Source organism: Mesorhizobium sp. M0189, from assembly GCF_040322135.1.
GTDB lineage: Bacteria > Pseudomonadota > Alphaproteobacteria > Rhizobiales > Rhizobiaceae > Mesorhizobium.
On the sequence record NZ_JAMYSW010000038.1, the window covers coordinates 1 to 20,276 of the forward strand.

The 20,276-nt window shown below is 61.1% G+C and carries 18 protein-coding genes and 4 pseudogenes; 15 read left to right on the forward strand and 7 right to left on the reverse strand.

Annotated elements, in window-relative coordinates; translation table 11 throughout:
* A pseudogene (locus NKJ09_RS31355) lies at positions 1–144 on the reverse strand (IS1380 family transposase); the annotation flags it as partial.
* Between the two features lie 97 nt (positions 145–241).
* A pseudogene (locus tag NKJ09_RS31360) lies at positions 242–343 on the reverse strand (LysR family transcriptional regulator); the annotation flags it as partial.
* A gap of 575 nt (positions 344–918) precedes the next feature.
* Between NKJ09_RS31360 and NKJ09_RS31365 the strand changes: the two are divergent.
* Together NKJ09_RS31365 and NKJ09_RS31370 are read left to right on the forward strand one after the other, a co-directional pair.
* Positions 919–1,194 (forward strand): acyl carrier protein, encoded by a 276-nt coding sequence (locus tag NKJ09_RS31365; protein WP_352764651.1) that lies wholly within the window; start codon positions 919–921, stop codon positions 1,192–1,194.
* Positions 1,195–2,400, forward strand: a complete 1,206-nt coding sequence (locus tag NKJ09_RS31370; RefSeq protein ID WP_352764652.1) for a beta-ketoacyl-[acyl-carrier-protein] synthase family protein — start codon at positions 1,195–1,197, stop codon at positions 2,398–2,400.
* On the opposite strand, the pseudogene NKJ09_RS31375 reads toward NKJ09_RS31370, so the two are convergent.
* From NKJ09_RS31375 to NKJ09_RS31390, 4 genes and pseudogenes are all read right to left on the reverse strand, one after another.
* A pseudogene (locus NKJ09_RS31375) lies at positions 2,387–2,551 on the reverse strand (LysR family transcriptional regulator); the annotation flags it as partial. The gene NKJ09_RS31370 and the pseudogene NKJ09_RS31375 sit on opposite strands and share 14 nt — an antisense overlap.
* A 168-nt stretch (positions 2,552–2,719) precedes the next feature.
* A pseudogene (locus NKJ09_RS31380) lies at positions 2,720–3,604 on the reverse strand (IS1380 family transposase); the annotation flags it as partial.
* A gap of 513 nt (positions 3,605–4,117) precedes the next feature.
* Entirely contained in the window at positions 4,118–4,246 is a 129-nt protein-coding gene (locus NKJ09_RS31385; RefSeq protein ID WP_023722056.1) for a hypothetical protein, read from the reverse strand.
* Between the two features lie 32 nt (positions 4,247–4,278).
* The gene (locus NKJ09_RS31390; RefSeq protein WP_023722055.1) at positions 4,279–4,668 is read right to left on the reverse strand and encodes a hypothetical protein; all 390 of its coding nucleotides are present in this window, start codon (positions 4,666–4,668) and stop codon (positions 4,279–4,281) included.
* Between the two features lie 611 nt (positions 4,669–5,279).
* Between NKJ09_RS31390 and queC the strand changes: the two genes are divergently transcribed.
* Genes queC through queE form a run of 3 tightly spaced genes read left to right on the forward strand, consistent with a single transcriptional unit; the run spans position 5,280 to position 7,065 of the window.
* Positions 5,280–5,978: a 7-cyano-7-deazaguanine synthase QueC gene (queC, locus tag NKJ09_RS31395; RefSeq protein WP_352764655.1), complete on the forward strand. Its 699-nt coding sequence runs from the start codon at positions 5,280–5,282 to the stop codon at positions 5,976–5,978.
* Positions 5,978–6,334 carry a 6-carboxytetrahydropterin synthase QueD gene (gene queD, locus NKJ09_RS31400; RefSeq protein ID WP_352764657.1) on the forward strand — a complete coding sequence of 119 codons (357 nt, stop codon included), beginning with the start codon at positions 5,978–5,980 and terminating at the stop codon, positions 6,332–6,334. The genes queC and queD overlap by 1 nt, the downstream gene beginning before the upstream one ends.
* Entirely contained in the window at positions 6,331–7,065 is a 735-nt protein-coding gene (gene queE / locus NKJ09_RS31405) for a 7-carboxy-7-deazaguanine synthase QueE (protein ID WP_023722052.1), read from the forward strand. Before queD ends, queE begins: the two co-directional genes overlap by 4 nt.
* Before the next feature lie 553 nt (positions 7,066–7,618).
* On the opposite strand, the gene hemN is transcribed toward queE, so the two are convergent.
* A complete protein-coding gene (hemN, locus tag NKJ09_RS31410) occupies positions 7,619–8,968 on the reverse strand; it encodes an oxygen-independent coproporphyrinogen III oxidase (protein WP_352764659.1) in 1,350 nt (449 codons plus the stop codon).
* A 154-nt stretch (positions 8,969–9,122) separates the two neighbouring features.
* Here hemN and NKJ09_RS31415 point away from each other — a divergent pair, with 154 nt between their 5' ends.
* From NKJ09_RS31415 to ubiM, 10 genes are all read left to right on the forward strand, one after another.
* Positions 9,123–9,869, forward strand: a complete 747-nt coding sequence (locus NKJ09_RS31415; protein WP_352764661.1) for a Crp/Fnr family transcriptional regulator — start codon at positions 9,123–9,125, stop codon at positions 9,867–9,869.
* 604 nt (positions 9,870–10,473) lie between these two features.
* Positions 10,474–12,105: a cytochrome-c oxidase, cbb3-type subunit I gene (ccoN, locus tag NKJ09_RS31420; RefSeq protein ID WP_352468490.1), complete on the forward strand. Its 1,632-nt coding sequence runs from the start codon at positions 10,474–10,476 to the stop codon at positions 12,103–12,105.
* Positions 12,096–12,827: a cytochrome-c oxidase, cbb3-type subunit II gene (ccoO, locus tag NKJ09_RS31425; protein WP_352474114.1), complete on the forward strand. Its 732-nt coding sequence runs from the start codon at positions 12,096–12,098 to the stop codon at positions 12,825–12,827. Before ccoN ends, ccoO begins: the two co-directional genes overlap by 10 nt.
* Positions 12,828–12,838: 11 nt before the next feature.
* Entirely contained in the window at positions 12,839–12,988 is a 150-nt protein-coding gene (locus tag NKJ09_RS31430) for a cbb3-type cytochrome c oxidase subunit 3 (protein ID WP_023679629.1), read from the forward strand.
* Between the two features lie 2 nt (positions 12,989–12,990).
* Positions 12,991–13,854, forward strand: coding sequence for a cytochrome-c oxidase, cbb3-type subunit III (ccoP, locus tag NKJ09_RS31435; RefSeq protein ID WP_352764665.1), 864 nt, complete (start codon positions 12,991–12,993; stop codon positions 13,852–13,854).
* A gap of 130 nt (positions 13,855–13,984) precedes the next feature.
* The gene (gene ccoG, locus NKJ09_RS31440) at positions 13,985–15,544 is read left to right on the forward strand and encodes a cytochrome c oxidase accessory protein CcoG (RefSeq protein WP_352764668.1); all 1,560 of its coding nucleotides are present in this window, start codon (positions 13,985–13,987) and stop codon (positions 15,542–15,544) included.
* On the forward strand, positions 15,541–16,038 hold the full coding sequence (locus tag NKJ09_RS31445) for a FixH family protein (protein WP_352764670.1): 498 nt from the start codon (positions 15,541–15,543) through the stop codon (positions 16,036–16,038). Before ccoG ends, NKJ09_RS31445 begins: the two co-directional genes overlap by 4 nt.
* Positions 16,035–18,323: a cation-translocating P-type ATPase gene (locus NKJ09_RS31450; protein WP_352764673.1), complete on the forward strand. Its 2,289-nt coding sequence runs from the start codon at positions 16,035–16,037 to the stop codon at positions 18,321–18,323. Before NKJ09_RS31445 ends, NKJ09_RS31450 begins: the two co-directional genes overlap by 4 nt.
* Positions 18,320–18,472 carry a cbb3-type cytochrome oxidase assembly protein CcoS gene (gene ccoS / locus NKJ09_RS31455; protein ID WP_023679633.1) on the forward strand — a complete coding sequence of 51 codons (153 nt, stop codon included), beginning with the start codon at positions 18,320–18,322 and terminating at the stop codon, positions 18,470–18,472. Before NKJ09_RS31450 ends, ccoS begins: the two co-directional genes overlap by 4 nt.
* Positions 18,473–18,893: 421 nt before the next feature.
* Positions 18,894–20,075 carry a 5-demethoxyubiquinol-8 5-hydroxylase UbiM gene (ubiM, locus tag NKJ09_RS31460; protein WP_352764674.1) on the forward strand — a complete coding sequence of 394 codons (1,182 nt, stop codon included), beginning with the start codon at positions 18,894–18,896 and terminating at the stop codon, positions 20,073–20,075.
* The last annotated feature ends 201 nt before the right edge of the window (positions 20,076–20,276 follow it).

Here is a 20,276-nt window from a genome sequence, read left to right on the forward strand (position 1 = left end):
CTCGGCCACCCGCAACCGCTTTTCCACCTCGGCCAAGGCCAGAACGCCGCTGTTGGACGACAGCATGCCGCCGTCGAAACGGGCGACGACGGACTTGCCGCCGACTGATGACAAACCGCTCAGCGGCAGCGCAAGATCGTTCATGGTGGGTGTGGTCTCCGGGAAATGGTTCGGATCGGCTTAAGCAACCAAATCCTACGTCATTTCAACGGCTTGCGCCACATCCACCAACCCCCATGAATTTGGTTAGGTTGATGCGGCGTGCCGCCGCCGTGAGGCCGCGCTCGCTCAGCAGCGCGTCGAGAACGACGAGAAGATTCAGATCGAGCCCTTTGAAACGCATGTCTTAGCTATCCATAGCGTGGATGCATTTGATTGAAACAAACGATTTTACCAATTTTCCGGAATGTCGCATGGACTTGGCAGGACCTCACGTGCGCCGATCACTGCCTCTATCGCGTGGCGAGTCCCTTGAGAAGAGCCCGAAAGAGGAAATCTGTCGCGTGCGGTGGAGATTGTACTGGGAATGAGAGGCAGCGCTCCGATCATGTCGAACTCTCCGACGAATGGCGGACCGGTACAATAGTTGATCGCAACTGGTCCGGAGCTATGAAACATCTCGATTACAGATGAGGTGCCGAGTGAATACGCTGACAGCACCCACCGTCGCAGCGTTTAGCTGACGTTTGACGACGGTTCCTATCCATTTACACGCAGATTCTTGATGTGCTGGCGCAAAAGCGGGAGGCCGGCGACTTTTCTTCGTCATCGGGCTGACGCCGCAGAAGCCGGAACTCGTCCGGTTCCTATGGGCATTGGGCTTGGTCGGTCGCACAGGCTCTATGAGGGGCAATTTTGGCAACGCGACGCGACTCGGGTTTTGAACGACGCCGAAAACGCAAGCTGGAAAGGAACAAGATGGCAGATCAACTCGCCAACGACATAATCGCCATGATCAAGAAGCGCGCCGCGTCGGAGGGCGGCATAGCGCCTGCCACAGGCGGCGAGATAACGGCTGCCACGGGACTGACTTCGCTCGGTATCGATTCACTGGGATTGGCGGACGTTCTCTGGGACCTGGAGCAGGCCTACGGCATCGAGATCGAGATGAATACGGCCGAGGCATGGTCGGATCTCCAGAATGTTGGGGACATGGTGGAAGCCGTGCGCAGCTTGCTCGCTAAGGGGGTGTGAATGGACAGGCGCGTCGTGATTACTGGGATTGGCGGTATTTGCGGGCTTGGGACCAACGCCGCCGCCATTTGGACAGAGATGCGAGAAGGCCGCTCCGCCATCGGCCCAATCGTCAACTCCGAGCTCCATGAATTGAGGGTCAGGATCGGTGCCGAGATCAAGGCGCTGCCGGAGCATGACATCGACGGCAAGCAACTCATCTCCATGGACCGCTTCAGCCTGCTCGCTGTGCTTGCGGCGCGCGAAGCCATGCGTCAGGCCGGACTTTCCTCCAAAGAGGGAAATAGCTATCGCTTCGGTGCGACGGTGGGCGTTGGCGGCTGCGGGTGGGATGTGATCGAGCAAACCTACCGCGCCATCCTTCTGGGCGGTAAGCGTGCCGCTCTCTTGACTGTACCCAAGGCGATGCCGGGTGCCGCTGCCGGCCAGGTCAGCATGAGTCTCGGCCTGCGCGGGCCGGTCTTCGGCGTCACGTCCGCCTGTTCCTCGGCAAACCATGCGATTGCCTGCGCGGTGGACCAGATCAGGCTCGGCCGGGCCGACGTGATGCTTGCCGGCGGCAGCGAAGCGCCGCTCATATGGGGTGTGCTGAAGGCATGGGAAGCGATCCGCGTGCTTTCGCCCGATACTTGCCGGCCATTCTCGGCCGATCGCCAGGGCCTGTCGCTTGGTGAAGGCGCCGGCATGGCGGTGCTGGAAAGCTACGAGCATGCCCTGGCTCGGGGCGCCACCATCCTTGCCGAAATTGCCGGTGCCGGCCTTTCCGCCGATGCGTCCGACATCGTCGCGCCGACTGTCGAGGGGCCGGAGGCAGCAATGCGGGCCTGCCTTGCCGATGCCAGGCTGGACGCCGAGGATGTCGACTATCTCAACGCGCACGGCACCGGCACCAAGGCCAACGACCAGATCGAGACGGCGGCGATCAAGCGCGTCTTCGGTCAGCACGCCTTCTCAATGTCCATTTCTTCTACGAAGTCCATGCACGCGCATTGCCTCGGCGCGTCCGGCGCGCTCGAGTTGATCGCCTGCGTGATGGCTATCCGCGAGAGCGTCGTGCCGCCGACTGCCAATTATCGTGAGCCGGACCCCGATTGCGATCTCGACGTCACGCCCAATGTGGCACGCGAGCGCAAGGTGCGCGTGGCACTGAGCAACTCCTTCGCCTTTGGCGGCACGAACGCGGTTCTGGCGTTCAGGCAGGTGTAGAAGCCATGAGAGATGCCTCCGGCAACATTATCTCTCGCATCCAGATGCTTGCCGGATAACTATTGTGAAGGGCGGGTCATTGACCGCCTCGGCGAATGCGGGAAGTGGCAGCGGAAGCTCGACGATCCGGGGGTATCGTCTTTGCGAAATTCTTAACTGTTGAAGCGGCTTGGACGTACCGCCGCCCCGTAAAAGGTAAGCGAGGCCCTGCGGGCTCGGCTTGAGGGTCTGAAGCTGTACACGACAATGTCTGGAAGCCGCAGGGTCGGCTCTGCGCCCGTTATAGTCGCCTGAGTGCTGCCGGCCCGGCCGCGCCGCGGGCGCCGTCAACGAACTCCTTGAACCTGCGGACCTTGCCTGTCTTGGCCGACGCTTCGAAGCGCGCCGTCGTGCTGGCCTCCAGATCCGCGACATGCTTGCGCAGGGTCGTGGTGGGCGCGAGGCCAAAGATGAAGTCGACGTCGTTGGCGCGGCACCAGTCGATGACCTGCGGGTTGCAATAATGGCTATCGCCGCGGAGCAGGATTCGAATGTTCGGCCAGTTGATCCGGATCGCCCGCACCAGACGGCGCAGGTGGGGGCGGATCTCAGCCCCACTCGGCCGCTTGGCCGGTCGCAGGATCGCGCTGACGAACCGTCCCGCACCATCGAACACGACGACCGGCTGGAAGCCGTACTCGTCATGGTGGGCATTGAACAGGCGAAGCTGTTGGCCTCCGTGCACAGCGTCGAAGGTGTCGTCAATGTCGAGTACGATCCGCTTCGGCACCTGCCGGAACGAGGCGCAATAGAGATCGACCATCGCCCGTCCCATGGCGACCAGCTCCCGCACGCCGGGTAGGTTCTCCAGCCGGCACAGCGTCGATTGCGACGCCAGATCCCGACCCGACGGCAGCGCATCCTGGGCCATCTTAAAGACCGGATCGCGGCGCAGCCGGTTGGCGTCGTTGCCGTCCTCGTAGCCGGCGGCGATCATCTTCATGCGAAAGCCGATCATGTCCGCCAGGCTGTGGACGACCTGGTCCGGGCAGCGCGGATCGTCGATGCAACGCGCCAGACGCTCGGCCACCCGCAACCGCTTTTCCACCTCGGCCAAGGCCAGAACGCCGCTGTTGGACGACAGCATGCCGCCGTCGAAACGGGCGACGACGGACTTGCCGCCGCCTGATGACAAACCGCTCAGCGGCAGCGCAAGATCGTTCATGGTGGGTGTGGTCTCCGGGAAATGGTTCGGATCGGCTTAAGCAACCAAATCCTACGTCATTTCAACGATCAGATCCCGAGCAGCCAGCCAGTATTCGACCGTCGCTGGCGCCTCCGCCCACTGAGGCCTTGTGCTTCCTCCAGCGAGTCAAGCCGATCACCACGCGTGTCGCCAGTTCTGGTGCTCACCCACGTGCCATTTGCGATCTTGTGTCGGTGAGAGCACCGCAAGCACCTCCCCTGCTAGAGGGCAAGGCGGCTTGCGTCGCCCGTGTTGTTACTATCTTCGCTGTGGTCGGAGTTTTTTCCTTGGCTTCGGAATCGGGACATTCGGCTTTGCAAAAAAATAGGCCATCGTGGTCGATCGTCACGCCCCCGAGTTCGGCGGCACGATGGGACGACAACGGCAGCGCAAGCTCCATTTGCGCGAGGGGCTCGTCCCTTCAAATACTTGATGCATTTGCGCTTTGCGTACCTCCGTGCATGTTGCTCGATGCCAGGCGGAGACCTCTGTCTAAACGATCGCGCATCGATGCAACGCCCACGCGTAGATCGCCATCATCGCGGCGATCGCTTTGCCGCGATCGCCGCAGCCGTTTTCGAGCACGACAATCATGCCGGCGCTGTCGGCAGCGATGCGCATGCAAAAATTCACAGATGCATTCTGGCCAAATGCTAGCTGCCCAGCAAATGTCCGGCATTTCGCAAGGCCCCTAGGAAGAGACTGGCATGGCCGTTGGCATCGATCTTGGCCTGCATCGACAGGGGCATGCTGTGCCAGTTCTCCAACGGCGCAATGAAATGTGAGAACGTACCGTTGACGATGCAATGGTGGGTAACAAGGCCCTGTCTGTCCAACGCCAGCACGCCGATCTGGTCGCCCTGATATCGGATGGCTGCGACCCGCTGGACCCCCGCATCACCGTCGACCCGCACGTCGAAAAGCAGGATGCCGCGGCTCCTGGTGGCTACCTCGGCGGCCTTTTCAGCGAAGCTTAAGGAGAGCGAGCGGACGCTTTCGACCGCCAGCTGTAAAACCATCAAATCCAGTTCATCCACTGCCATAAGGTACCTGCGCGCAACACATGGGTGATAGCAATCGACCACACCGCTTGTTCACAGATGTCGGCTCACGACCGATCATTCAGGTTGTTGCCGGACGTCCATTGACCGAGGGAGTGCTCCGGTTCGAACCGATCCTGAAGCGGAATGCGCTGGATCTACGGAACCCGAGGAGCAGGCCAGCCAAAGTTGCCGCGACAATTGATGTCGTGATCATTCCAGACATCTGCATCGGCGTCGCTGAACATCCCACTGGTAAGTCCGTTGTTTGCGGCAAGCCCATCCTTGGGCCGTCTAGTACCTGAAACCCTCGCGGTGGCGTCCCTCGAAGCTCGGGACCGCCGGGCGCTTGATCGTCGAGAACTTTGTTTACGAAGGTCCGGACCTCCTGCAGAGCTTATTCTGATGCGCTCGCCTTTGAGCATTCCGCTGAAGCGTGACGTTTCGCTAGTCAGTGTTCCTTGCAGGCTCACCGCGAGGGCGCCTTGCACACAGCTGCACGTCAGCGCATGAAACTCGTCCCCCGTTCACTTCACAAAATGGATTTCCTGAAGTACTGGGAGCGCAGAGAAATCTCCGGTCGCAGCCTACCCGGTTAAAACAAGGACCCAAAAATGAAGACTCTCGTCGTCTGCTCCGGCGGATTGGACTCCGTTACCCTTGCTCACAAGGTGGCAGCGGAGCACGAACTCGCCGGCCTCCTATCTTTCGATTACGGCCAACGGCATAGGAAGGAATTGGGCTTCGCCGCCCTTTGCGCGGAGCGACTGAGCGTCCCGCACCGCATCATCGACATCCACGAGATCGGCGGCGCCCTTTCCGGCTCCGCGCTGACCGATAATGTGGACGTGCCCGACGGGCACTACGCCGAAGACACGATGAAGGTCACGGTCGTGCCGAACCGGAACGCCATCATGTTGGCCATTGCCTTCGGCTTCGCCGCAGCGCACGGCGCTGAGGCGGTGGCGACGGCCGTGCATGGTGGGGATCATTTCATTTATCCCGACTGCCGTCCGGCCTTCATCGACGCTTTCCAGATGATGCAGGACCACGCGCTCGACGGCTACGCGGAGATTCGCATTTATGCACCCTATGTGAATCTCACGAAGGCGGACATTGTTAGGAATGGAGCAGCATACGGCACGCCATTTGCGCAGACCTGGTCCTGCTACAAGGGCGCCGAGCGTCACTGCGGGAGGTGCGGGACCTGCGTCGAGCGGCGCGAGGCGTTTCATCTCTCTGGGCAGCCGGACCCCACCGACTACGAGGACTCCGACTTCTGGCTCGATGCGCTGCGAAGGAGGACCGCGTAATGTTCCGCATCACCAAGGAATTCCACTTCTCAGCCTCGCATCAGCTCACCTCGTTGCCACCCGATCACCAATGCGCGCGCCTGCACGGGCATAACTACATCGTTGAAGTGGAGCTTTCAGCGAATGGACTGAACGACAACGGCTTCGTGCGCGACTATCACGATTTGGTGCCATTCAAACGCTACATCGACGAGAGCTTCGACCACCGACATCTCAACGACGTGCTGGGACATGAGCAAGTCACGGCGGAATATCTGGCCAGACATTTTTATGAATGGTGCAAGGCACGCCTGCGCGAAACCTCGGCCGTGCGGGTGAGCGAAACGCCGAAAACCTGGGCGGAATACCGGCCATGACCGATACGCATCCCGCAATCCGCGTGAGTGAGATTTTCGGGCCGACGATCCAGGGCGAGGGCGTGCTCATCGGTTTGCCCACGGTCTTCGTCAGAACCGGCGGGTGTGACTATCGCTGTTCCTGGTGCGACAGCCTGCATGCGGTGGACAATCAATTCCGGCATGAATGGGAGATGATGTCCATTGGCGCGGTGTGGCAAAACGTGCTTGCGCTTTCCGGTGGCCGCCCGCTGATGGTATCGCTGTCAGGCGGCAATCCGGCCATCCAGCCGCTCGGCGCGCTCATCGAGCGAGGCCATGGTGAAGGTTACCGTTTTGCGCTGGAAACCCAAGGTTCGGTGGCCAGGGACTGGTTTGCCGACCTTGACGTGCTAGTCCTCAGCCCAAAGCCGCCGTCAAGCCAAATGACGACCGATTGGGCCGCTTTCGAGGCGTGCCTCCAGGCGGCACAAGGCCGGCCGCAAGTCGTGCTCAAGCTCATTGTTTTCGACGAAAGGGACTACGCCTACGCGAAAGACGCCGCTGCGAGATTTCCGCGACTTCCGATCTATCTGCAACCCGGCAATCACACGCCGCCACGCCCCGCAAATGAAGACGCTCCTGTCGACCTTGACGGAATATTGAAGCGCATGGAGTGGCTGGTTGATGCCGTGACCCGCGACAGGTGGTTCGAAGCCCGTGTGCTGCCGCAGCTGCACGTTATGCTCTGGGGTAACAAGAGAGCCGTCTAGCCTAGGCCCGCTTTTCACTGAAACTGGGCCGGCGGATATTCGGGTGGACGGGTTGTCGCACGCTTGACGGCGCTGCCGGGGTGCTTGCGGACCTTCTGCCACCGGCACCAAGAGCGTGGCCAGCCGCTTACGACTCGGAATGTTGCCGAGGCTCGGTTTCGACGGGCGTCGGCCTGGCGCGAACCAATCAAAGGTTAGCGCGAGCCACGGGTGGATAGTGTGGTGGTGCGATGCGGCGGCGCCTGCTGCAGCTGGCACGGTCCTTGCGGATTCTTGTTGCAAGGCCGAAGGGAGCTGTTGGCCGACAACCATGATCTGGCCAGGACGATTGTCGACTGCTTCCGATACAGAAAACAGGCCGGACGTGGCGCTTTAGGGACTGCGGAATGGAATACGGCGCCGGAAGGCACGACCGGACGATATCGTCGCTATGCCAAGACGCGTCTGGTCCGCTCCGAATCCTGTCTTGACACGACGGTCGCAGTCAACAGTGAAAAACGTAGCGCAATCGGTTCACGATCGACTGAGAACCATGACCGTTCCTCTGCGGTGCTCAGACTGCCGCTGAGTGCCTGGCCGTTCCACTTTCGAAATATTTGTCGAACTTTGCCGCGATGCTCCTGACAAAGGGCCGGCTTTCCGCAGGCACGACGAAGCGGTCACTATCAAGTTCAAGCAACCGCGCAGGATCTTGGAGGGCCGTGGAACTCGCTCGGACGAGAAGTCTTTGGCCGGCTTCGCCAAAGCGCTCCACCAGCTCAATCGCCGAGAAGGCGAAGTCACACATCAATCGCTCGATGATCCAGCCGCGAACACGGTCGTCGTCGGAAAGCGCGATACCCCGAACAGCGGCCAGCCCGCCATCAGCAACCATGCGTGCATACTCAGCGGTCGAAGGCATATTCTGTGCATAGCCCTGGCGAAACTGGCTGATGGACGATGGGCCGAGGCCGATCAAGGTCTCGTAGCGGTCCTCGGTGTAGCCTTGGAAGTTCCGGTGCAGTGTTCCGGCGCGGGCGGCAAGCGCGAGGGCATCGCCCGGCTTGGCGAAATGGTCGAGCCCGATTGCTTCGTATCCCTGGTCCATGATCGCCCGCGCCGCCAGTTGCGATTGGGCAAACCGCTCCGCCGGACCCGGCAGCCATGCCTCGTCGATCATCGTCTGATGTTTCTTGAACCACGGCACATGGGCGTAGCCAAAAAGCGCGATCCGATCCGGTTCCAGGGTCAGTGCCTGTGCAACCGTGGAGGCGACGCTCTCCCTGGTCTGATGCGGCAGGCCGTAGAGCAGATCGAGATTGACGGATTCGACGCCGCGCGAACGAACGCCATCAACAACCGTCTTGGTCTGCAGAAAGCTCTGCTCGCGGTTGATCGCTTTCTGCACCTTCGGGTCGAAATCCTGGACGCCGAGGCTCGCCCTTGTCATGCCGATTTCGGCAAGTGCATCGAGGCGGGCATCGTCCATATCGTTGGGTTCGATCTCAACGCTGATCTTTGCACCGGGGAGAAAGGTGAAGCTGTTGCGCAGGGCGGTTCCCAGCGCCACCAGATCCTCCGGTTTGAGCATCGTTGGCGAACCGCCGCCGAAATGGACGGCACGCACGCGGCCCTTGCCTGCGACAAGACTGGAGACGGTTGCGATCTCGGCATGCAGTGAGCGCAGATATGTGGTCACTGGTTCGTAGTGGCGTGTCTGCTTGGTGTGGCAAGCGCAGAACCAGCAAAGCTTGTCGCAATACGGGATGTGCAGATAGAGCGAGATCTCATCGCCATCGTTGAGCGCCTGCAGCCAGCCACGACAAATTGCAGCATCAATGCCTGTATGAAAATGCGGCGCTGTCGGATAACTGGTATAGCGCGGGACGTTCTCGCCAAGTCTGGCAGCTAGCTCCAGTCGCATGTCGTGGTCCACCGTGTTTGCGTCGCCGGAACTGTGGATGCTTGGATGAGCCTAAGCCCTGATTTCGATCAACGTTCAGCATGGACAAACTGCCGCAAGGATTTTTCTACCGTCGATTGCTATCCTGCCCGCACTGGACCGGTAGAGCGATCGAATGACATTACGGCAGGACATTCACAGTTCCGGCATTCCCGTTCTTTGCCTGTCTTGCGAGGCACGGCACCGCGGTGTCTGTGGTGCGCTCGAACCAGACCATTTGGCTCAGCTCGCCAAGACGTCGTCGCGGCACAATATCGAGCCGGGGGTCGAACTGATCGGCGACGCCGAGACGGTCGACTGTTATTCAAACGTGCTTTCAGGCGTGGTGAAGCTGACGAAGAGCCTTTCGGACGGCCGCCAGCAGATCGTCGGCCTTCAGTTCGCGCCGGATTTTCTGGGACGGCCCTTCAAGATGAAAAGCGCGATCAATGCGGAAGCGGCAACAGCTGTCTCGCTATGCTCGTTTCCGAGAGCGGCCATCGAACGGATGATGAAGGAATCACCGGAATTTGTGCATCGCCTGCTCAAGCAGGCGCTGAACGAACTCGACGAGGCACGCGAATGGATGGTGACTCTGGGGCGCAAGACCGCACCGGAGAAGGTGGCGAGCTTTCTCCTCATGATCGCCCGGAACATCGGTTCCAGTGTTGACCCGGCGGCTAGGTCGGCGTGCTTCGAGCTGCCGATGACGCGTGCCGACATCTCTGATTTCCTTGGAATTACAAACGAGACCGTGAGCCGTCAGCTGACCAGCCTGAGAATGGACGGCGTGATTCGGATCGAGAACAACCGCCGTGTCACCGTGGACAGCATGAGCCGGCTGGAACGGCGCTGCGGCGGCCGAGGCGCAACCGCCCTTTGAATGACACCGAAGCTGCATGGCCTAGGTCACTTACTTCGTTCGGGGCAGGGCATGCTCGCGTTGCGCTTAGAAGAAGTCGCATAGCGATAGCCCGCTCTCCATCCGATCGCATGAGCCAGGTGCGTTTCGGCCAACTCGTCGGCGAAGCATCCATCCTCGAGGTGCTCGACGTGCAACCGGCTGTTCCAGGCAGGATTGCACTCGGCCGAAGTCAATACGCCTCACACGCAGGGGAAAATCGCCGTCTCCCCGAAGCATGTATGTCACGAAGTTAGCGCAACGCTGGCGCTGGCTGTCCCAAGGCATTGAAACGATCGACGTTCGGCAAGGCATCGGCCTACTTTCCAGCGTCACAGAAGGCGCGCTTCCCACACGCCCGCGATCGCCTCCAAACCCGGCCCGACCTGGGACGCCGGGCCTGTCCATAAGCGTGGCGGCCGGTGCTGCGCTTCCACATTCGATCGCCACAGTCTGATCGCACCGAACTCGATCCTGCTCGAAGCAAAATCGTGCGGCTCTGACATGGATCAGGGCGAGCAGGCCACGGCTGCGCAATAAGGCACTGCGGTTTGGCGCCCGCCGGAATCGGAAATCGGGGCTTGCGATGAAATTCGGCACAGAGATCGTCCTTCTAAGCCTGTTTGCGTTTGCGGCCCTGGTGGCTGCCGGCTTCGGCGTAGATGAACCTTTTCGGCGGCATATGTGGGTTTTGTTCTTCGCCGTGGCTGGCTTCACGGCGATTCTGTTGCGCAACACGGAGTTCAAGCCGGCAGTTCCGATCGACCCCGCCGCTTACATGGATGGGCCGATCCGCTACGGTGCCATCGCCACCGTATTCTGGGGCGTCGTCGGCATGCTGGTCGGCGTGGTCATCGCCCTGCAGCTCGCCTACCCGGATCTCAACATCCAGCCCTGGTTCAATTTCGGCCGTTTACGGCCATTGCATACGTCGGGCGTCGTCTTCGCCTTCGGCGGCAATGCGCTGCTCTGCACGTCGCTGTATGTCGTCCAGCGCACCTGCCGCGCTCGGCTGTTCGGCGGCGATCTCGGCTGGTTCGTGTTCTGGGGCTATCAGCTGTTCATCGTCATGGCCGCGACAGGCTACCTGCTCGGTATCACCGAGAGCCGCGAATACGCCGAGCCCGAATGGTATGTGGACCTGTGGCTGACCATTGTCTGGGTCGCCTATCTCATCCTGTTCCTCGGCACGATCCTAAAGCGCAAGGAACCGCACATCTATGTCGCCAACTGGTTCTACCTTGCCTTCATCGTGACCATCGCAATGCTGCATGTGATCAACAACCTGTCGATGCCGGTCTCCTTCCTGGGCTCCAAGAGCTATTCAGCCTTCTCCGGCGTACAGGACGCCCTGACGCAATGGTGGTACGGCCACAATGCCGTCGGCTTCTTCCTCACCGCCGGCTTCCTCGGCATGATGTATTATTTCGTTCCCAAGCAGGCCAACCGACCCGTCTATTCCTACCGGCTGTCGATCATCCACTTCTGGGCTTTGATCTTTCTCTACATCTGGGCCGGTCCGCACCACCTCCACTACACCGCCCTGCCGGACTGGGCCCAGACGCTCGGCATGGTGTTCTCCATCATGCTCTGGATGCCGTCATGGGGTGGCATGATAAACGGCCTGATGACGCTCTCGGGCGCCTGGGACAAGCTGCGCACCGACCCGATCATCCGCATGATGGTCATGGCCATCGCCTTCTACGGAATGTCGACCTTCGAAGGCCCGATGATGTCAATCAAGGCCGTCAACTCGCTCTCGCACTACACCGACTGGACCATCGGTCACGTCCATTCGGGCGCGCTCGGATGGGTCGGCATGATCTCGTTCGGCGCGATCTATTTCATGGTCCCGAAGTTATGGAACCGCGACCGGCTTTATTCGCTGCGGCTCGTCAACTGGCACTTCTGGCTGGCGACGCTTGGGATCGTCGTTTACGCCGCGGTGATGTGGGTCTCCGGCGTCATGCAGGGCCTTATGTGGCGCGAATACAACGAGCAGGGCTTCCTGGTCTACTCCTTCGCCGAAACGGTCGCAGCCATGCATCCCTACTACATCATGCGTGCCATCGGCGGCGCGATGTATCTGTCGGGCGCCCTCATCATGGCCTGGAACATCGCCATGACCATCCTCGGCTACCGGCGCGAGGAGGATCCGATGCCGCGCTCCATCCCCGCCCTCCAGCCTGTGCGATCAGGAGCCAGAAAATGGGCCTGATGGACAGACACGCGGTCATCGAGAAGAACGCCACACTTCTTCTCCTCGGGTCCCTGCTGGTCGTAACAATCGGCGGTATCGTCGAGATCGCGCCGCTCTTCTATCTCGACAACACCATCGAGAAGGTGGAAGGCATGCGGCCCTATTCGCCGCTCGAGCTCGCCGGGCGCAACATCTATGTGCGAGAGGGCTGTTACCTCTGCCACAGCCAGATGATCCGGCCGTTCCGTGACGAGGTCGAGCGCTATGGGCATTACAGCCTGGCGGCCGAGTCGATGTACGACCACCCGTTCCAGTGGGGCTCGAAGCGCACCGGGCCGGATCTCGCCCGGGTCGGCGACCGCTACTCGAACGGATGGCACGTCCAGCATCTCACCGAGCCGCGTTCGGTGGTGCCGGAATCGATCATGCCGAGCTACGCGTTCCTGAAGGACATGCCCATCGAGGTGAAGGATTTCTCGACGCATCTGATCGCCAACAGCCGTGTCGGTGTGCCCTATTCAGACGACATGATCGCTCATGCCAATGCCGATCTCATGGCGCAGGCCGATGCGAATGCCGACACATCGGGCCTGGAGAGACGCTATCCGAAAGCCAAGCTTGGGGACTTCGACGGCGATCCGCAGCAGGTCACCGAAATGGATGCGCTGGTCGCCTATCTCCAGATGCTCGGCACGCTGGTCGATTTCAGGACCTATGACGAAGCCGCCGGTTACCGCTGAGGAGAATGGCGATGACCTACAATTTCATGCGGGAGTTTGCCGACAGCTGGGGCCTGCTTGCCATGGCGCTTTTCTTCCTCGGATGCGTTGCCTTTGCACTTCGTCCCGGCAGCCGCAGGCAAGCCGAGAGAGCCGCTCACATTCCTCTCAAGGACGACTGATCATGGGCAGCGAGCATATCGACGAGGTTTCGGGCATCTCGACGACCGGCCATGAGTGGGACGGCATCAAGGAACTCAACAACCCGCTTCCGCGCTGGTGGGTCATCACCTTCTACATCACCATTGCCTGGGCGATCGGCTACACCGTCGTCTATCCGGCATGGCCGATGCTGACTTCCGCGACCAGGGGTGTGCTGGGGTATTCGAGCCGCAAAGACGTCAAGAATGAACTGGCGGCGGCCGAAGCGGCCAAGGGCAAATATGTCGCTGCCATTCAGGCGAAGACCGTCTCCGAGATTACTGCCGACGAGACGCTACGCGAATTCGCCGTCGCCGCAGGTGGCGCCGCGTTCAAGGTCAATTGCGTGCAGTGCCATGGCTCGGGCGCTCAAGGGTCCAAGGGTTTTCCCAATCTAAACGACGACGATTGGCTGTGGGGTGGCAACGCCGAACAGATCCAGCAGACGATTGCGCACGGCATCCGCTTCGCATCAGACCCGGATACGCGCCTGTCGGAAATGCCTGCTTTTGGCGACATCATCACGACGGATCAGATCAAGCAGGTCGGCGCCTATGTCGCAAGCCTCTCCGGTCCTGTTCAGGACACAAGCCTGATCGAACTCGGCGCCAATGTTTTCGCCGAGAATTGTACGGCCTGTCATGGTGAGAATGCAAAGGGCAACAGGGAGCTCGGCGCACCCGACCTGACCGACGCGATCTGGCTTTACGGGTCTGGCGAAACAGCCATCGCCGCGCAGGTCCGCGCGCCGAAGCACGGCGTCATGCCGGCCTGGATCGGGCGTCTCGGCGAGATCAAGGCCAAGGAACTCGCGGTCTATGTCCATTCGCTTGGTGGCGGAGAATAGGTACGCAAGCCTATTCTCGTCCTCCCCCCCACCGCCAAGCGACGAGGCCCGGCGCGAGCCGGGCCTCGGCAATCCAGAAACCGATGGGTCGGGCTTCCGGCGAAATCGTCGCTGGTGACTGGAGCTTCTCGTGCTCGATAACACGCAAATAGAACGGCTCGAAGCCGATGCGGTCAACTCCGCCAAGACCCGTCAGCCGCTCTATGCCTCACGCAAGAAGATCTTCCCGAACCGGGCCTCTGGCAGTTTCCGCCGCTTCAAGTGGTCGGTGATGGCAATCACGCTGGGGATCTACTACCTGACCCCCTGGCTGCGGTGGGATCGCGGGCCATTTGCCCCGGATCAGGCCGTGCTGGTCGATCTTGCCAACCGCCGCTTCTATTTCTTCTTCATCGAGATCTGGCCGCAGGAATTCTATTATGTGGCCGGCCTGCTGGTCATGGCCGGTATCGGCCTTTTCCTGATCACATCCACCGTCGGCCGGGCCTGGTGCGGCTATACGTGCCCGCAGACCGTGTGGGTCGATCTGTTTCTGGTCGTCGAGCGAGCCATCGAGGGCGACCGCAACGCGCGCATGAAGCTCGATGCCGGGCCCTGGACTGCGCGCAAACTCGTGCTGCGAACATCGAAACACGCCATTTGGCTGGTCAAAGGGGTGCTGACCGGCGGCGCCTGGATCTTCTATTTCGCCGATGCGCCGACGCTGCTTGGCGAACTCTTCACCGGCACGGCAGCGCCTGTCGCCTACATCACCGTCGCCGTGCTGACAGCGACGACCTATACGTTCGGCGGGCTGATGCGCGAGCAGGTCTGCACCTACATGTGCCCATGGCCGCGCATCCAGGCAGCCATGCTCGACGAGAGTTCGCTCACTGTCACCTACAATGACTGGCGCGGCGAACCGCGCTCACGTCACGCCAAGAAGGTCCAGGCCGCAGGGCAGCCAGTCGGCGACTGCGTCGACTGCAATGCCTGTGTCGCGGTGTGCCCGATGGGGATCGACATTCGTGATGGCCAGCAGCTTGAATGCATCACCTGCGCGCTCTGCATCGATACCTGTGACGGTATCATGGACAAGCTCGGCAGGGAGCGCGGCTTGATCTCCTATGCGACGCTGGCGGACTACAACGCCAACATGATGCTGGCGACCCCGGGCGGCTCCGGTTCAGTCAACCCGTCACTGGTCAGGAGCGCTGACGGCCTGTTCTCCGACAAGGTGGCCAGTTTCCATATCCGCAAGATCTTTCGCCCGCGCACCTACGTGTACATGGCTATGTGGGGGCTGATCGGCCTGGGCCTGCTCTATTCGCTGATGACGCGCGACCGGCTTGAGATCAATGTCTTGCACGACCGCAATCCGCAATTCGTGACGCTGTCCGACGGCTCGATCCGCAATGGCTACACCGTCAAGCTGCTGAACATGATCCCCGAACCAAGAACGATCATCGTCACCATAGGGGGCTTGCCAGGCGCAGAGATGAGCATCGTCGGCGTCGATCTCCCCGCCGATCGTTCTTTCGCAATCCAGGTCGAACCCGACCGGCTTAAGATGTTGAAGGTTTTCGTGCGCCTGCCTGCTGATGAGATCCATGGCGAAGCGCAGACCTTCACCCTCCGGGTCGAGGACAAAGCGAGTTTCGAGTCGAACGAATACATCGCCACTTTCAACGCCCCGGAGATCGCCAGATGAACGCCACCACGCGAAAGTCTCGCGAATTCACCGGCAGGCACATGTTGGCCATCATCCTCGCCTTTTTCGGCGTGGTCATTGCGGTCAATCTGACGATGGCGACGCTTGCCAACACAAGCTGGACCGGTCTTGTCGTCGAAAACACCTATGTGGCGAGCCAGCAATTCAACAAGAAGGCTGAGGAAGGGCGCGCGCAGGCATCGCTTGGCTGGACCGGCAAGCTGACCATCTCATCGGGCGAAGTCCGCTATAGCCTCACCGACGCTGCCGGCAAGTCGGTTCCCTTGCATGGCGTGAAGGTGCTGTTTCGCCATCCCGCTTACGAGAAAGAGGATGAGGCGGTCACGCTCGCCCTCGCCTCGGGTCAGGAGTTTGCAGTGCAGCACATGCCAAGGGATGGTGTCTGGATTGTCGAAATCGACGCCGATGCCGGTCTGGCAAGACCTTATCGCGACGTCCGCAGGATCATGATTTTCCATGGAGCGCTGCAATGAGCTGCTGTGCACCAGGTGCTGAAATGGCCCTGGATCTGGGCAACGCTACATCCGTCCTGCCGTCCAGCGAAGAGATCAAGCTGGCGAGCCGGTCGCTTGGCGATGGCCTTAGCCAGACCGACCTTTCAGTTCCGACGGTTCATTGCGCAGCCTGCATCCAGACAATCGAGACGGCGTTGGCAAAACTCGATCAGGTCGAGGCCGCTCGCCTCAACCTGTCAACGAAGCGGGTCTCGGTCCGTTGGCGCGGGGACGAGGCACCGCCATTCGTCGCCATGCTGGGGCGGCTGGGTTACCAGGCGCATTTGTTCGAACCCGAGATTAGGGAAAAGGACAAGACGCTCTCGGAGCTTATCCGCGCCGTCGCTGTTGCCGGATTTGCGGCGGGCAACATCATGCTGCTGTCGGTTTCGGTCTGGTCCGGTGCCGAGGGCGCGACCCGCGACCTGTTCCACTGGGTCTCGGCACTGATCGCCATCCCCGCACTCGCCTTCGCCGGCGGCATCTTCTTCAAGTCGGCCTGGAATGCCTTGCGTCACGGCCGCATGAACATGGACGTGCCGATCGCGGTCGGGGTATCGCTCGCTTACGCCATGAGCCTCTACGAGACGATCAGCCATGGCGACCATGCTTATTTCGACGCGTCGGTGTCGCTGCTGTTCTTTCTGCTGATCGGCCGCACGCTGGATCACGTGATGCGGGAACGGGCACGGACGGCCGTGAACGGACTGGCTCGGCTGGCGGCGCGCGGCGCCATGGTGCTGCGCGAGGACGGTTCGCGCGACTACTTGCCGGTTGGCGAGATCGAACCGGGAATGGAGCTCTTGATCGCGGCCGGCGAGAGGGTGCCCATCGACGGCAGGATCATTGGCGGGGCGTCGGATCTCGACTGTTCCCTGGTTTCCGGGGAAAGCACGCCCAGAACGGTAGGCCCGGGGGCGCAGGTCCAGGCCGGTACACTCAATCTCACCGGTCCACTGACCATCGAGGCGACGGCCGCCGCGAAGGATTCCTTCCTGGCCGAAATGGTTCGGCTGATGGAAGCGGCAGAGGGCGGCCGCGCCCGCCATCGCAGGATCGCCGATCGCGTCTCCGCGCTCTATGCCCCCGTGGTCCACCTCACCGCCTTTGTGACGTTCCTCGGCTGGATGGCGGCGACCGGCGACTGGCACCGGGCAATAACAATCGCGATCGCCGTTTTGATCATTACATGCCCGTGTGCGCTCGGTCTCGCCGTGCCGATCGTGCAGGTGGTCGCTGCGCGGCGGCTGTTTGAAAGCGGCGTCATGGTCAGGGATGGCTCCGCCATGGAGCGCCTGGCGGGGATCGACACGGCATTGTTCGACAAAACCGGCACGCTTACGCTCGGACTGCCCAGGCTGATCAATGCGCCGTCCATCGATCCGACGATGCTCGCCATGGCGGCCGAGATGGCAGCGCATTCCCGCCATCCCTTTTCGAAGGCAATCGGTGGCAATGCAGCCTTTGCCGGCCGGCCGAAACTCGCGTCCGTCAGCGAGCATCCGGGCTTCGGCATCGAAGCCATCGCCGAGGGCAGTACCTGGCGGCTGGGTCGCCGCGGATGGGGTGAGTGGAAAGCCCGCACCGTCGGCGAAGGCAAACAAGGCTATGGCGGAACCGTTCTGACGAAGGACGGGGTCATTGTCGCGACTTTCGATTTCGAGGATGAGCTGCGTGCCGATACCAAGGCGGCCATCGAGCAACTGAACGGCGCCGGCGTGTCGGTGGAGATGCTGTCGGGCGACACAGAAGCTGCGTGCGGCGAAGTCGCGGAAGCGCTGGGCGTCGAGCGCTTCGTTCCCGCGTTGCTTCCCTCCGGGAAGGTCGAACACATCGAAGCATTGACGCGAACTGGCCACAAGGTGCTGATGGTCGGCGATGGGCTCAACGACACGCCTGCATTGGGCGCCGCACACGTTTCGATCGCTCCGGCCACGGCGGCGGATATCGGTCGCAACGCCGCGGATTTCGTGTTCCTGCGTCAAAGTCTTCTGGCGGTCCCACTTGCTTTAGACATTTCGCGGAAGGCCGGACTGCTGATCCGGCAGAACATCGCCATCGCGATCGTTTACAATGGCATCGCCGTGCCGGTCGCCATTCTGGGGCACGTTACGCCACTGATCGCGGCGGTCGCGATGTCCGCCTCCTCCCTCCTGGTCATCGGCAATGCGCTACGCCTGCAAGGTTTCGTGTCACATGCATCGGTGCAAGATGCCCGACATGACAGGCGCTCCGACATTGGCGCACTGGCACAATCCTCATGACGACGCTCGCCTACCTCATACCTGTGGCCCTGTTCCTCGGAGCGCTTGGGCTGGCCGGGTTCCTGTGGGCCTTGAGGAGCGGCCAATATGAAGATCTCGATGGCGCCGCCGAGCGGATCCTGATCGACCGCGACGAGCCGCGCAGTTGACCCAGCCTGCCCTGCGACGACTCGCTCGAATATTTTCCGCGGTTGCTTCGCGTCATGCCGATTTCGGCGCGCGACTGGTGCGAACGGATCAGCCAGAATACGTTGCCGAACTTTCGGCCAGGAAAGGGCCGCACCGAACGGGAAGCCGGCTATTCCATGATGTCCTGACCAGACCATGGCGTGGCGATCGACCAGTCGACCGTGAACCCGCCTTGCCGCCTTTGTCGAGCCTGGTTGATCCACATCAGGGCTATCTCTTCATCGGCATGGTTTCTTGAGCATTTTTCAACGGAGAACGGATGTCTAACGGACAGTTAGGTCGCGTGAGACGCTGGGGGAGATGGCCGCAAACCGTGGATCGATTGCGATGCGTTCCAGAGCCCTTCGTATCGCAGATAGCCGACGCAATGGCGGCACGCTGATGGCCGGCTCTGTCGATAGATTCGACATCATTGTCGTCGGAGCCGGGCCGGTCGGACTTTCCTTCGCCGCATCGCTTGCCCAGAGCCGACTCAAGGTGGCAGTGGTTGAACGGCAGTCGCTCGAAACCCTGGCGAATCCGGCTTTCGACGGTCGCGAGATCGCGCTGACCCACGCTTCGGTTGGAATTCTTCGCGAGCTCGGCGCCTGGGATATCATCCCCGCTTCGGACAAATCACCACTTCAAGGCGCGCGTGTGCTCAACGGATCGAGCCCTTTCGCCCTGTGCTTCGATTCTCCCAGCGGATCTGGGGAACCACTCGGAATTCTGGTCCCAAATTGTCGGATCCGCGACGCCCTGTTCAAGCTTGTCCACTTCCAGGATCATGCCCAGCTGCTGTGCGGCCGCTCGGTCGTCACTGCAATAACCAGCCACAAAGAAGCAGTCATAACGCTCTCTGATGGCAGGCAATTGGCCGCTCGGCTGCTCGTTGCAGCGGATTCGCGTTTGTCCGCGACGCGCGACCTCCTCGGCATTGGCGCCGCCATCAATCGGCTTGGCAACTCCATGCTGATTTGCCGGGTGAGGCACGAGCGCGCCCATCACCAGATCGCGGTCGAATGGTTCGATCACCATCAGACGATAGCGATGTTGCCGCTCATGGAAGGCGTGTCGTCGCTGCTTCTCACGTTGCGCTCAAACGAGGCCGACAGACTGCTTGCTCTCGACGACGATTTGTTCCTGATGGAATTGACGAACCGTTGTCGAGGACGCCTCGGAGAGATGGCCTTGGCAAGCACCCGCCATGCCTATCCGCTGGTCACGACCTGGGCGCACAAGTTCTGGGCTCCGAGTGCAGCACTGATCGGCGATGCTGCCCTCGGCATGCACCCGGTGACCGCTCATGGTTTCAACATCGGCCTCAGTGGCCAGAAGCAACTCGCCGATAGAATCCTGGCGGCATGTCGCGAGCGCCGCGACATTGCTGATCCCGACATGCTCGGCAGATACGAAAGCCGACTGCGTCAGTCGGCGGCACCGCTGTATCATGCTACGAATGTACTTGTCGCTCTCTACTCAGGCGAGCACCCGACGGCACGGCTTGCAAGACATGCGGGGCTTCGCTTTGCCCAATATCTTCCCTTTATCCGCCATGGCATTTCGGCCATGCTCAGGCGGTGAATCGCAGGCAGCGCTGCCGCTCTGGAACGCTATCTCGGCCCGGCTTCCTTTTGTCTCGCCGGGCGCGTTTGATGCCGTTGGCAGGGCTGCTTCCATGGTGACGTTGCCGATCCTGGCATGATTCGGATCAAGAAACGCGCGCGGACGAGACCTTGATGATCAGCCGGCAATCTTAAGAACAGACGTGCGACCGAAGCATGG